The organism is Pseudomonas sp. BN607, from assembly GCF_029871175.1.
In the GTDB taxonomy this organism is placed as follows: Bacteria; Pseudomonadota; Gammaproteobacteria; order Pseudomonadales; family Pseudomonadaceae; genus Aquipseudomonas.
This window is the reverse complement of the sequence record NZ_SSOE01000059.1, coordinates 1-12,377: the sequence shown is the minus strand read 5'-3', so window position 1 is coordinate 12,377 and position 12,377 is coordinate 1. Positions and strand designations below refer to the sequence as shown.

The following is a 12,377-nucleotide window of genomic DNA, read 5'->3' as shown; positions in this document are numbered from 1 at the left end:
TGTTGCGGGTATCCTGGGAAAACGAATGCCCAAGTATACCCGCTAAAGACCGGCCTCAGGCCTCGATTGCACCACCGGCCAGCGCGCACAGCTGGATCGGGTCCAGGATGTGCACTTCCTTGCCCTCGGCGCGCAGCAGGCCGTTCTGCTGGAAGCGGGTAAACACCCGCGACACGGTTTCTACCGCCAGGCCAAGGTAGTTGCCGATTTCGTTGCGCGACATGCTCAGGCGGAACTGGTTGGCCGAATAGCCACGGGCGCGGAAGCGCGCCGACAGGTTGACCAGGAAGGTGGCAATGCGCTCGTCGGCGGTCTTTTTCGACAGCAACAGCATCATTTGCTGGTCGTCGCGGATTTCCCGGCTCATCACCCGCATCAGCTGGCGGCGTAGCTGGGGCAGTTGCACCGACAGCTCATCAAGGCGGTCGAAGGGGATTTCGCAGACCGAGGTGGTTTCCTGGGCCTGGGCCGATACCGGGTAGGCCTCGGTGTCCATGCCCGATAGGCCGACCAGCTCGCTGGGCAAGTGGAAGCCGGTGATCTGCTCTTCGCCGCTGTCGCTGAGGCTGAAGGTTTTCAGGGCGCCGGAACGTACTGCGTAGACCGAGCCGAAATTGTCACCCTGGCGGAACAGAAACTCGCCTTTCTTCAGCGGGCGCCCGCGCTTGACGATTTCATCCAGTGCATCCATGTCTTCCAGGTTCAACGAAAGAGGCAGGCACAGAGGGGCCAGGCTGCAATCCTTGCAATGGGCCTGGTTGTGTGGGCGCAGTTTGACTGGCTCGGACATTTGGATCGATCCTTGTGGGAAAGCACACATAAGTCGTAAGGGTAACCCACGACACAGGGTGTAGGCCAGCGTGCGCGTTGATGGTGCGCCCTGGCGAAACCCCGGCAGACGGGCTGCCGGGAGTCCTCGTGTGCCCATAGTGTGCCTGGCAAGGAGGCTTGTCTATGCGGTTGAACGACTCGGTTTTCAGATAACCCGCGAGAAACGCTGGCGATTCTGCATCGCCAGGTAAGCGTCGAAGACCATGCACACCGAGCGCGCCAGCAGGCGGCCAGCCGGCAAAATGCGGATGCCTTTGTCGTTCATGCTGATCAGGCCGTCGCGCTGCAAGGTCAACAGTTCGGGCCAGAGGTCGTTGAAGTAACCGCGAAAATCAATGGTGAAGGCCTGTTCGATCGGTTCGAATGCCAGCTCGAAATGGCAGATCAGCTGCTGGATCACCGCGCGGCGTATCCGGTCGTCGTGGTTGCACACCAGGCCGCGCTGGGTCGCCAGTTGGGCGTTGGACAGGCTGTCCTGGTAGGTGTTGAGGTCGCTGCTGTTCTGGCAGTACAGGTCGCCGATCTGGCTGATGGCCGATACGCCCAGGCCGATCAGGTCGCAGTGCCCGTGGGTGGTGTAGCCCTGGAAGTTGCGCTGCAGGGTGCCTTCTTCCTGGGCGATGGCCAGTTCGTCGTCGGGCAGGGCGAAGTGGTCCATGCCGATGTAGCGGTAACCTGCGGCGGTCAACTGGTCGATGGTGGCATGCAGCATCTCCAGCTTGGCGGCCGGGCTGGGCAGCTCGTTGCTGTCGATGCGCCGCTGCGGCATGAAGCGCTCGGGCAGGTGGGCGTAGTTGAACACTGACAGGCGGTCGGGCTGCAGGCGGATCACTTCTTCGACCGTGCGCGCAAAGCCTTCCGGGGTTTGTTTGGGCAGGCCGTAGATCAGGTCCAGGTTGACCGAACGGAACTGCAGGGTGCGCGCCGCCTCGATCAGGGTGCGGGTCTGCTCCAGGCTCTGCAGGCGGTTGACCGCGCGCTGCACGGCGGGGTCGAGGTCCTGCACGCCAAGGCTGACGCGGTTGAAGCCCAGTTCGCGCAGCAGCCCCATGGTCGACCAGTCGGCTTCGCGCGGGTCGATCTCGATGCCGTAGTCGCCGGAGTCGTCGTCCAGCAGGTGGAAGTGCTGGCGCAGGGTGGCCATCAGCTGGCGCAGTTCCACATGGCTGAGGAAGGTCGGCGTACCACCGCCGAAATGCAGCTGTTCCACACGCTGTTTCGGGTCCAGGTGGCAGGCGATCAGCTGGATTTCCTGCTCCAGGCGCTGCAGGTACGGTGCGGCACGGGCACGGTCCTTGGTGATGACCTTGTTGCAGGCGCAGTAGTAGCAGATGTTGGCGCAGAACGGCACGTGCACGTACAGCGACAGCGGGCGCACCGCCCGGCGGCTTTCGCGCAGGGCGTGGAGCAGGTCGAACGAGCCCACCTCGCTGTGCAGCTGCACGGCGGTTGGGTAGGAGGTGTAGCGTGGCCCGGCGAGATCGTAGCGGCGGATCAGGTCGGTGTCCCAACGAAGGTCGTCGAGCATGAGGGCGGTCCCCGGAAAGAGCAGCAGTGCACCGGAGTCTATGGCCGTCCGCAGGAACCTGTGTTGATTTGTATCAAGGGCACTGGGGCCGCAAAGCGCCCCGTCAATGCCCCATCAGCCAGTGCTGGTGTGGGCCCGGCAGGGTCCAGACACCGAACAGCATCACCAGCACACCACCCGCCACGCGCACGCTGCGTCGCCGCAACAGGGCGTTCACCCGTTCGGCCGCCAGCCCGGTGGCCAGCAACACCGGCCAGGTCCCCAGCCCGAACGCGAGCATCAACACCGCGCTGTACCCGGCATTGCCCTGGCTGGCCGCCCACAGCAGGGTGCTGTACACCAAACCGCACGGCAGCCACCCCCACAGGGCGCCCAGCAGCAACGCCCTGGGCAGGCTGGACACCGGCAGCAAGCGCGACGCCAGCGGCTGGATATGCCGCCACAAACCCCGGCCCAGCGCCTCGATACGGGTCAGCCCACTCCACCAGCCAGCCAGGTACAACCCCATGGCAATCAACAGCAGGGCTGCCGTCACCCGCAGTGCCAGCGCTGCCGGGCTGCTTGCCACGGCCCATCCGGCCACGCCTAGCAACAGGCCGGCGCAGGCATAGCTGAAAATGCGCCCCAGGTTGTACGCCAGCAACAGTCGCAGCCGCTTGCCGCGTTGTTCGGGGGGGATGGCCAAAGTCAGTGCGCCCATCAGGCCGCCGCACATGCCCAGGCAGTGACCGCCGCCGAGCAGGCCAAGGACCAGTGCCGAGCCCAGCAGCGGAAGCAGGTCAGGCACGGGGTGGCGGCTCCTTGTTGGCGTCGGCCTGGGTGTCGTCAGGTTTCACTGCCGCTTGGTGACGCGGGTCCTGATCATCGAACAGGATGCTGTGAGCGGGGCCGTCAAGGTCGTCATACTGTCCGCTGTCCACGGCCCAGAAGAAAATGTACACGGCCACGCCGACCAGCAGCAGGGCTGCGGGGATCATGACATAGAGGGCGGGCATGGCGACTTCCTCCCGGGTTGGGGTGCTGCGTTTTTCGGCAGTGCGGATGCATCCGGCATGCGAGTCAGGCGCAGGGCATTGAGCACCACGATCAACGAGCTGACTGACATGCCGATCGCAGCCCACACCGGGGTGATCCAGCCGAGCGCGGCAAACGGCAACATCAGGCCATTATACAGGGTCGCCCACAGCAGGTTCTCGAGGATGTTGCGGCGGGTGCGGCGGGCCAGCTCGAAGGCCTGCACCAGCGCTTGCAGGCGGTTGGACAGCAAGACGGCGTCGGCACTGGTCTTGGCCAGGTCGGTGGCGCTGCCCATGGCGATGCTGATATCGGCGGCGGCCAGTACCGGTACATCGTTGACCCCGTCGCCGAGCATCAGCACCTTGCGCCCGTCAGCCTGCAGGGCTTTCAGGCGGTCCAGTTTGTCATCCGGGCGCAGGCCGCCAATGGCCTGGTCGATACCCAGCTGCGCGGCCACTTCGGCAACCATCGGCGAGCTGTCGCCCGACAGCAGCAGGGTGTGCCAGCCCCGCGCCTTGCAGGCAGCGAGCAGGGCCGGCGCGTCGTCGCGCAGGCGGTCATCCAGGCCGAACCACGCCATGGGGCCCTGGCGGTCGCCCAGCAGCAGCCACTGGCCGCGAGGCTCAGGTACAGCGGGGATTTCCGCACCACTCAAGGCGCAGACGAAGGTAGCCTGACCAATGCGCAGGCGCTGGCCGTCGACCAGCCCCTCCAGGCCCAGGCCGGGTACGCTCTGTACGCCTTCGGCGGGCGTGGTGGTGCGACCAAAGGCGCGAGCGATGGGGTGTTCAGAGCGGTTTTCCAGCGCCGCGGCCAGGGCCAGGCAGCGGTCCGCAGTCTGGCTGCCGAGGGGGCGGATGCTGCGCAAGGTCAGGCGGCCTTCGGTCAGTGTGCCGGTCTTGTCGAAAATCACCGTGTCGATGTGGTTCAAGCCCTCCAGCACGTGGCCGCGGGTGACCAGCAGGCCAAGCTTGTGCAGGGTTCCGGTGGCGGCGGTCAATGCGGTTGGCGTAGCCAAAGACAGGGCACAAGGGCAGGTGGCCACGAGCATGGCCAGCACGATCCAGAACGCCCGTGCCGGATCCAGGTGCCACCACCACAGGCCGATGGCTACCGAGGCCAGCAGCGAGAACAGCAGGAACCACTGCGAGGCGCGATCGGCGATTTCCGCCAGGCGTGGTTTTTCGGTCTGGGCGCGCTCCAGCAGGCGGACGATGGCCGACAAGCGTGAATCATGGCCGAGGGCTTCCACAGCCACATTCAGCGTGCTTTCGACGTTCAGCGTACCGCCAGTGACCCGCTCACCCACCCGGCGTGGTTGCGGCAGATACTCGCCGGTCAGCAGCGATTCGTCGACGCTCGAGCGGCCCTCGACGATGCGCCCGTCGGCAGGTATGACCGCGCCGGGCAGCACCTGCACGGTGTCGCCGCAGTGTAATTCGCTGAGCAGGATGCGTTCGCTGCGCCCGATGGCGTCCAGGCGCAGGCATGAGGCTGGCAGCAGGTTGACCAGCTGCGCAGTGGCCGCCGCTGTGCGCTCGCGGGCGCGGCGCTCCAGGTAGCGGCCGGTCAGCAGGAACAGGGCGAACATGCCCACCGTGTCGAAATAGAGCTCGCCGCTGCCAGTGATGGCTGTCCAGATGCCGGCGCCGAACGCCAGGCCAATGGCCAGTGACACCGAAATGTCCATGGTCAGGTGGCGCGTTCGCAAGTCGCGCGCCGCGCCCTTGAAGAAGGGCGCGCAGCTGTAGAACACGATGGGAATGGTCAGGAACAGCGCCACCCAGCGCAGGATGGTGTGCAACTCGGGCGTCAGGTCGATGTTGAATTCCGGCCAAGTGGCCATGGTTGCCATCATCGCCTGGAACCACAGCAGCCCGGCCACGCCCAGGCGGCGTAGGGCGCTGCGGTTTTCCCGGGCCAATTGCTCGGCGGCCTGGTCAGGCTGGTAGGGGTGGGCGGCGTAGCCGATCTGGCGAAGTTCGGCCAGCAGGCGCGACAGCGGCAGCTGCTTGTCGTCCCAGTTCAGCGCCAGGCGGTGGTTGGACAGGTTCAACCGGGCTTCGGCGACGCCAGGCAGGTTGCGCAGGTGCTTTTCGATCAGCCAGCCGCAGGCGGCGCAGCTGATGCCTTCGACAAGCAAGGTGGTTTCGGCCAGCTCGCCCTGGTGGCGGACGAAGGTTTGCTGCACGTCGCTGCGGTCGTACAGGGCCAGTTCGTCCTGTAGTTGCCTGGGCAGGGCTTCGGGGTTGGCGCTGTTGTCGCTGCGGTGCTGGTAGTAGTGCTCCAGCCCACCGGCAACGATGGACTCTGCCACCGCCTGGCAGCCGGGGCAGCAGAACTGCCGCGGCTGGCCGAGGACCACGGCGGTGAAGCGGCTGCCGGCGGGGACGGGCAGGGCGCAGTGGTAGCAGGGGGTGGGCTGGGTCATCACATCATTGCCTTAGACAAATCGCTGGCTGGGCACTGTAGCTGTGGGAGCGGGTTCACCCGCGAATGCGTCAGATCAGGCATTGATGTTTTCAGGGCTGACGCATTCGCGGGTAAACCCGCTCCCACAAGGGGCGGGGGTGGTGCGTTTATTGGTGTTCGGCGCCTTGCAGTGCTTCATCACCCAGCTGCAAGGTCACTCCATGCTCCACTTTTTCCTCTTCGAACAGGCGCCACACCTGGCCCCCTTCGCTACCCAGCACTTCCACAAAGCGCCGCCCGTCGACCTTGTCCTCCAGTTGCCCCACATAGCGCCCTGCTTCGACCCGGCTCAGCAGCACCTTGCGGTCCTTCTCTGGCTGGGTCGGCGAAATCAGGTTCAGCTCCAGGTTTTGCGGGCCACTGCTACCGGTCAGGCGCAGGTCCACTTCGCCGGTCAGTTCGTCCAGATGCACGCTGGCTTTCAGGCCCAGTTGCTGCGCCAGCAGCTCGCGGTCCAGGGAGCGGTTGATGCCCTTGCCGGCCTCGTAGTAGTTGTCGTTCACCAGGTTGTCCGGGTTGCGTACGGCGATGCTGACCATGGTCAGGCTCAGGCACACCGAGGTGGTGAGGATGCCAATGATGATCCAGGGCCAGAGGTGCTTGTACCAGGGGCTGGCGGCGGTGGCGGCAGGCATTGTGCGTTATCTCTCTTAGCGGATCTGTGGGCCGATGAAGCGGCTCTTGGCTTCAACCTGGGCGTCGCTGTCGTCGGCGCTCTTGAGGATGAAGGTGATTTCGTTGGTGGTGGAAGGCAGTTTTTCAGGAGCGACCGACAGCTGTACCGGCAGGCTGACGATATCACCGGCGGCCACGCGGATCTCGCGCTGGCCTTCGAGCTTGAGGTCCGGCAGGCCGGCGGCATCCAGCACGTACACATGGTCGCGCTGGTCCTTGTTCATGACCTTCAGGCTGTACACGTTCTCGATCCGGCCCTGGGCGTTCTCGCGGTACAGCACGCGGTCTTTGCTGACGTCGAAACCGACCAGCGAGCGTGTGGCGAAGGCAGTGGCCAGGCCGATCATCATCACCAGCAGCACGGCGGCATAGCCGATCAGCCGCGGGCGCAGCATGTGGGTTTTCTGCCCGGACAGATTGTGTTCGGTGGTGTAGCTGATCAGCCCTTTGGGGTAGTTCATCTTGTCCATGATGCTGTCGCAGGCGTCGATGCAGGCTGCGCAGCCGATGCACTCGATTTGCAGGCCATCACGGATGTCGATGCCGGTCGGGCAGACCTGCACGCACATGGTGCAGTCGATGCAGTCACCCAGGCCCTGGGCTTTGTAGTCGGTATCTTTCTTGCGCGGCCCGCGGGTTTCGCCACGGCGCGGGTCGTAGGAAACGATCAGCGTGTCCTTGTCGAACATCACGCTCTGGAAGCGAGCGTACGGGCACATGTACACGCACACCTGTTCGCGCAGCCACCCGGCATTGCCGTAGGTGGCGAGGGTGAAGAAACCGACCCAGAAATAGGCCCAGCCATCGGCCTGGCCGGTGAAGAACTCGATCACCAGCTCGCGGATTGGCGAGAAGTAGCCGACAAAGGTCATGCCGGTGACAAAACCGATCAGCAGCCACAGGCTGTGCTTGGCTAGCTTGCGCAGGAACTTGTTGCCGCTCATGGGCGCCCTGTCGAGCTTCATGCGCTGGTTGCGGTCGCCCTCGGTAACCTTTTCGCACCACATGAAGATCCAGGTCCACACGCTTTGCGGGCAGGTGTAGCCGCACCACACGCGGCCGGCGAACACGGTAATGAAGAACAGGCCGAAGGCGGCGACGATGAGGATGCCCGAGAGGAGGATGAAGTCTTGCGGCCAGATGGTAGCGCCAAAGATGTAGAACTTGCGTTCGGGCAGGTTCCACCATACGGCCTGGTGGCCGCCCCAGTTCAGCCACACGGTGCCGAAGTACAGCAGGAACAGCACTGCACCGCCGACCATGCGCAGGCGGCGGAACAGGCCGGTGAAGGCGCGGGTGTAGATCTTTTCCCGGGAGGCGTAGAGGTCGACGGAATCCTTCCCTTTGCTGGCAGGCGGGGTGACATCATGTACCGGAATTTGCTTGCTCATCATCAAGTCCCACGGCAGTGGAGAAACGCCGCGGCCAGTGCGTGCCGGCCGCAGTCTCGCGCAATCTGCTAGCGCTCTGCGGTCCATGATACGCCGCGGATGGCGGTATGGGATCGCACTGCGACCTTTAGTCGCGTTGGGTTCGTGGTGTGAATCGTGTTATGGCGGGTGTCAATTGATCCAGGTCATCCTGGGTCGCATTTGCCGGCCTCTTCGCGGGGCAAGCCCGCTCCCACAAGTAACCCATTGTTCCGGGTTCGGTGGTGTACCTGTGGGAGCGGGCTTGCCCCGCGAAGAGGCCAGGCCTGCTTACTCAGCCTTGGCCTGCGCCTGGTCCCGTTGCGACAGGCTGTAAACATAAGCCGCCAGCAGGTGCACTTTGTCATTACCCTGCAACTGTTCCTGGGCGGGCATCTGGCCTTGGCGACCATAGCGGATGGTCTGCTGCAGCTGGGCAAAGCTCGAACCGTAGATGAACGCCTGCGGGTGGGTCAGGTTCGGCGCGCCCATGGCCGGCGTGCCTTTGCCTTCCGGCCCATGGCAGGCCACGCAGTTGGCGGCGAAGATCTTCTGCCCATTTTCGGCATCGGCCTTGACGCCTTCCGGCAGCGTACGGCCATCCAGCTTGCTGACCACGAAGGCGGCCACGTCGGCCACGCCCTGATCACCGATCACCTCGGCCCAGGCTGGCATCACGCCATGGCGGCCGCCCATGATGGTGGTCTTGATCGTGTCCGGTTCGCCACCCCAGCGCCAGTCGTTGTCGGTCAGGTTGGGGAAGCCGAAGGCACCTTTGGCGTCGGAGCCATGGCACACCGAGCAGTTGGAGGCGAACAGCCGCGCACCCATTTTCAATGCCTGTGGGTCCTTGGCGACGTCTTCGATAGGCATGGCCGCGAACTTGGCGAAGATCGGCCCAAAGCGGGCGTCGGCCTTGGCCATTTCCTTTTCCCACTCGTGCACGCCAGTCCAGCCCGGTTGGCCGTTGGAAAACTCGGTCTGCTTGTCGGTGTCCAGGTACGAATAGCCCGGCAGGATGCCTTTCCAGTTGCCCAGGCCCGGGTACAGCACCAGGTAGCCGAGGGCGAAGATGATGGTGCCGACGAACAGCCAGAACCACCATTTGGGCAGTGGGTTGTCGTATTCCTCGATGCCATCGAAGGCATGCCCGACGGTTTCGTCGGTGACCTCTTCGCGCTGGCCCTTGCGGGTCGACAGCAGCAGCCAGGTCAACGAGAAGATGGTGCCCAGGGTCAGGACGGTAACGTACAGACTCCAGAAGGTTGTCATTGTTGTTTGCTCCCAGAAGCTTTTGCTTGCTCGACGTGCCGGCTGGCCTCGGGGTCATCCGCGAAAGGCAGTTGGGTCGCTTCGTCGAAATCCTTTTTGCGCCGTGGGTTGAACACCCACAGCGCCAGGCCCACGAAGGCCACCATCACCACGACGGTGCCCAGGCCGCGAATCATCCCGATATCCATCAGCGTCACCGTTTGCTCTTGATGATGGTGCCAAGGCCTTGCAGGTACGCGACGATGGCGTCCATTTCGGTCTTGCCCTTGACCGCGTCACGCGCACCGGCGATGTCGGCATCGGTGTACGGGGTACCGAGTGTGCGCAGCACTTCCAGCTTTTTCGCGGTGTCCTTGCCGTCGAGCTTGTTCTCGACCAGCCACGGGTAGGACGGCATCTTCGATTCCGGTACCACGTTGCGCGGGTTGTACAGGTGCGCACGGTGCCAGTCATCGGAGTAGCGGCCACCGACGCGGGCCAGGTCCGGCCCGGTCCGCTTGGAGCCCCACAGGAACGGGTGGTCCCACACGCTTTCACCGGCTACCGAATAGTGGCCGTAGCGCTCGGTTTCGGCGCGGAACGGGCGGATCATCTGCGAGTGGCAGCCTACGCAGCCTTCACGGATGTAGATATCACGCCCTTCGACTTCCAGCGCGGTGCGTGGCTTCATGCCCTCGACCGGCTTGTTGGTGACGTCCTGGAAGAACAGCGGGACGATTTGGGTCAGGCCACCAACGCTCACGGCGATGACCATGAAGAAGGCCAGCAGGCCTATGTTCTTCTCGACAGCTTCATGCTTCATCAGTGCGCTCCCACAACGATGATCTTGGCGGCTTCTTCAGCCTGTGCCGGGTTGGCGGCACGTACGGTACGGAACACGTTGTAGGCCATCAGCAGCATGCCGCTGGCGAAGAACGCACCGCCCAGGGCGCGGACGATGTAGCCAGGGTGGCTGGCTTGCAGGGCTTCGACGAACGAGTAGGTGAGGGTGCCGTCGTCGTTGATGGCGCGCCACATCAGGCCCTGGGTGATGCCGTTGACCCACATCGAGGCGATGTACAGCACGGTCCCGATGGTGGCCAGCCAGAAGTGCGCGTTGATCAGGCCGACGCTGTGCATCTGCTCGCGGCCATACAGGCGGGGGATCATGTGGTACACAGCGCCGATCGAGATCATGGCTACCCAGCCGAGGGCGCCGGCATGCACGTGGCCGATGGTCCAGTCGGTGTAGTGCGACAGTGAGTTCACGGTCTTGATGGCCATCATCGGGCCTTCGAAGGTGGACATGCCGTAGAACGCCAGCGACACCACCAGGAAGCGCAGGATCGGGTCGGTGCGCAATTTGTGCCAGGCACCGGACAGGGTCATCATGCCGTTGATCATGCCGCCCCAGCTTGGCGCCAGCAGGATGATCGACATCACCATGCCCAGCGACTGCGCCCAGTCAGGCAGTGCGGTGTAGTGCAGGTGGTGCGGGCCGGCCCAGATGTACAGGGTGATCAGCGCCCAGAAGTGCACGATCGACAGGCGATACGAGTAGATCGGTCGCTCGGCCTGCTTGGGCACGAAGTAGTACATCATCCCCAGGAAGCCGGTGGTGAGGAAGAAGCCCACGGCGTTGTGGCCGTACCACCACTGGATCATCGCGTCGGTGGCGCCGGAATAAGCCGAGTAGGACTTGAACAGGCTCACTGGCAGCGAGATGTGGTTGACGATGTGCAGCATCGCGGTGACCACGATGAATGCACCGTAAAACCAGTTGCCGACATAGATGTGCTTGGTCTTGCGCTTGACGATGGTGCCGAAGAACACCAGCCCGTAGGTGACCCAGACGATGGCCAGCAGGATCGCCAGCGGCCATTCGAGCTCGGCGTATTCCTTGGTGGTGGTATAGCCCATCGGCAGGGTGATCAGCGCGCCGACGATCACTGCCTGCCAACCCCAGAAGGTGAAGGCGGCCATGCTGTCGGAGATTAGCCGGGTCTGGCAGGTGCGCTGCACCACGTAGTAGCTGGTGCCGAACAGCGCACAGCCCCCGAAGGCGAAGATCACCAGGTTGGTGTGCAGCGGTCGCAGGCGGCCGAAGCTGGTCCAGGGCAGGTCCAGGTTCAGTTGGGGCCACACCAGCTGCGAGGCGATGAAGACGCCGAGGCCCATGCCAAGGATCCCCCAGACCACCGTCATGATGGCGAACTGGCGGACGACCTTGTAGTTATAAGCAGTCGGACTGATTGCTGTGCTCATTCTAAGGTTCCACGGTTTTGATGTTCTTGTTGGTCGAAAAATCGGCGCCAGTATTGATAACCACCAGGGTTACCGCAACGCAACTTTGGTACGCCGACCCGTGCCCGTGCCCGTTCACTGATGTCCCGCAGTGATCGGGTCCGAACGATTGTACACAAATAAATATTTGTAATGTGTACCGTTTTTCGCCTTTTTCTGATCGATCGGTCAAGCTTTTTTTGGGGCGGCGACAGGCCATGCGCCGCGTCTGCATCGGTCCTTTCGTAGCGATGCCTACTGAGGCAACAAGCTTAGTTCTGTTCGGTGGGGGTGCAAGGGTAGGGGGCTGAGGGTGGTAGGGGGGAGTTCAAGGTTGGAGGATTGTGTTGGGGCGGGGGTGTAGGGTTTGAGTGTTGTGGTGGGGCAGAGATCGAGCGCCGCCCGCGCGGCGCTTCGCGGGGCAAGCCCGCTCCCACATTTTGGACTGCCCCCAAGAAGTTGGACACCAATCCAACCCTTGGGGGATCTATGGGTAAGTACACCGAGCAATTCAAGCTCACAGCGATCACAGCCTACCTGGATGGCAGCAACGGTTTCCGAAAGGTGGCTCAACACTTAGGTATCGATTTCAGCCTGCTTCGACGCTGGGTGGCCAGATATCAGGCCAATAATGGCATTGGTCCAGGCTCGCATGGGCGGCGCTATACCAGTGATTTCAAACAGCAGGTGCTTAGCTATATGCACGAGCATCGGCTTTCGCTGCGCCAGACCGCTGCCCACTTTGGTCTTGGGCAGTCCTCTCAGATAGGCATTTGGCAGCGGCAGTACTACAGTGGCAGTCCTGCACCCTCTATTGCCATCAAGCCAAGAAAGCCAATCGACGTGTCGAAGAAGATCAAGCCTGCCAAACCCACCGATACCAATGATGATCAGAAGTCTCGAGATCAGCT

General features: G+C 63.4%; 12 protein-coding genes. 1 reads left to right on the top strand and 11 read right to left on the bottom strand.

Features of this window, described 5'->3' with window-relative positions; all coding sequences use genetic code 11:
* Window positions 1-55 precede the first annotated feature (55 nt).
* From fnrA to ccoN, 11 genes are all read right to left on the bottom strand, one after another.
* On the bottom strand, window positions 56-790 hold the full coding sequence (gene fnrA, locus E8E68_RS16570; protein ID WP_110746481.1) for a Crp/Fnr family transcriptional regulator FnrA: 735 nt from the start codon (window positions 788-790) through the stop codon (window positions 56-58).
* A 186-nt stretch (window positions 791-976) separates the two neighbouring features.
* Entirely contained in the window at window positions 977-2,359 is a 1,383-nt protein-coding gene (gene hemN, locus E8E68_RS16565; RefSeq protein WP_110746483.1) for an oxygen-independent coproporphyrinogen III oxidase, read from the bottom strand.
* Between the two features lie 103 nt (window positions 2,360-2,462).
* Window positions 2,463-3,146 carry a sulfite exporter TauE/SafE family protein gene (locus E8E68_RS16560; RefSeq protein WP_280342942.1) on the bottom strand — a complete coding sequence of 228 codons (684 nt, stop codon included), beginning with the start codon at window positions 3,144-3,146 and terminating at the stop codon, window positions 2,463-2,465.
* Window positions 3,139-3,354 carry a cbb3-type cytochrome oxidase assembly protein CcoS gene (ccoS, locus tag E8E68_RS16555; protein WP_110746488.1) on the bottom strand — a complete coding sequence of 72 codons (216 nt, stop codon included), beginning with the start codon at window positions 3,352-3,354 and terminating at the stop codon, window positions 3,139-3,141. The genes E8E68_RS16560 and ccoS overlap by 8 nt, the downstream gene beginning before the upstream one ends.
* A complete protein-coding gene (locus E8E68_RS16550; RefSeq protein ID WP_266032576.1) occupies window positions 3,333-5,807 on the bottom strand; it encodes a heavy metal translocating P-type ATPase in 2,475 nt (824 codons plus the stop codon). The genes ccoS and E8E68_RS16550 overlap by 22 nt, the downstream gene beginning before the upstream one ends.
* A 148-nt stretch (window positions 5,808-5,955) precedes the next feature.
* Window positions 5,956-6,483, bottom strand: coding sequence for a FixH family protein (locus E8E68_RS16545; protein ID WP_266032578.1), 528 nt, complete (start codon window positions 6,481-6,483; stop codon window positions 5,956-5,958).
* 15 nt (window positions 6,484-6,498) lie between these two features.
* Entirely contained in the window at window positions 6,499-7,914 is a 1,416-nt protein-coding gene (ccoG, locus tag E8E68_RS16540) for a cytochrome c oxidase accessory protein CcoG (protein WP_266032580.1), read from the bottom strand.
* Window positions 7,915-8,223: 309 nt separating this feature from the next.
* On the bottom strand, window positions 8,224-9,204 hold the full coding sequence (ccoP, locus tag E8E68_RS16535) for a cytochrome-c oxidase, cbb3-type subunit III (protein ID WP_266032583.1): 981 nt from the start codon (window positions 9,202-9,204) through the stop codon (window positions 8,224-8,226).
* Window positions 9,201-9,392, bottom strand: a complete 192-nt coding sequence (locus tag E8E68_RS16530; protein WP_056801413.1) for a CcoQ/FixQ family Cbb3-type cytochrome c oxidase assembly chaperone — start codon at window positions 9,390-9,392, stop codon at window positions 9,201-9,203. The genes ccoP and E8E68_RS16530 overlap by 4 nt, the downstream gene beginning before the upstream one ends.
* A gap of 5 nt (window positions 9,393-9,397) precedes the next feature.
* Window positions 9,398-10,006, bottom strand: coding sequence for a cytochrome-c oxidase, cbb3-type subunit II (gene ccoO, locus E8E68_RS16525; protein WP_016488340.1), 609 nt, complete (start codon window positions 10,004-10,006; stop codon window positions 9,398-9,400).
* The gene (gene ccoN / locus E8E68_RS16520; RefSeq protein ID WP_085625437.1) at window positions 10,006-11,448 is read right to left on the bottom strand and encodes a cytochrome-c oxidase, cbb3-type subunit I; all 1,443 of its coding nucleotides are present in this window, start codon (window positions 11,446-11,448) and stop codon (window positions 10,006-10,008) included. The genes ccoO and ccoN overlap by 1 nt, the downstream gene beginning before the upstream one ends.
* Window positions 11,449-11,955: 507 nt before the next feature.
* Here ccoN and E8E68_RS16515 point away from each other — a divergent pair.
* Window positions 11,956-12,377: transposase (locus E8E68_RS16515; protein WP_280339046.1), on the top strand; the 422-nt coding region annotated here is incomplete at its 3' end.

Coding starts and splice junctions, on each gene's coding strand:
- fnrA (WP_110746481.1), bottom strand. CDS start 790: ATGTCCGAGCCAGTCAAACTGCGCCCACACAACCAGGCCCATTGCAAG.
- hemN (WP_110746483.1), bottom strand. CDS start 2,359: ATGCTCGACGACCTTCGTTGGGACACCGACCTGATCCGCCGCTACGAT.
- ccoS (WP_110746488.1), bottom strand. CDS start 3,354: ATGCCCGCCCTCTATGTCATGATCCCCGCAGCCCTGCTGCTGGTCGGC.
- E8E68_RS16550 (WP_266032576.1), bottom strand. CDS start 5,807: ATGACCCAGCCCACCCCCTGCTACCACTGCGCCCTGCCCGTCCCCGCC.
- E8E68_RS16545 (WP_266032578.1), bottom strand. CDS start 6,483: ATGCCTGCCGCCACCGCCGCCAGCCCCTGGTACAAGCACCTCTGGCCC.
- ccoG (WP_266032580.1), bottom strand. CDS start 7,914: ATGAGCAAGCAAATTCCGGTACATGATGTCACCCCGCCTGCCAGCAAA.
- ccoP (WP_266032583.1), bottom strand. CDS start 9,204: ATGACAACCTTCTGGAGTCTGTACGTTACCGTCCTGACCCTGGGCACC.
- E8E68_RS16530 (WP_056801413.1), bottom strand. CDS start 9,392: ATGGATATCGGGATGATTCGCGGCCTGGGCACCGTCGTGGTGATGGTG.
- ccoO (WP_016488340.1), bottom strand. CDS start 10,006: ATGAAGCATGAAGCTGTCGAGAAGAACATAGGCCTGCTGGCCTTCTTC.
- ccoN (WP_085625437.1), bottom strand. CDS start 11,448: ATGAGCACAGCAATCAGTCCGACTGCTTATAACTACAAGGTCGTCCGC.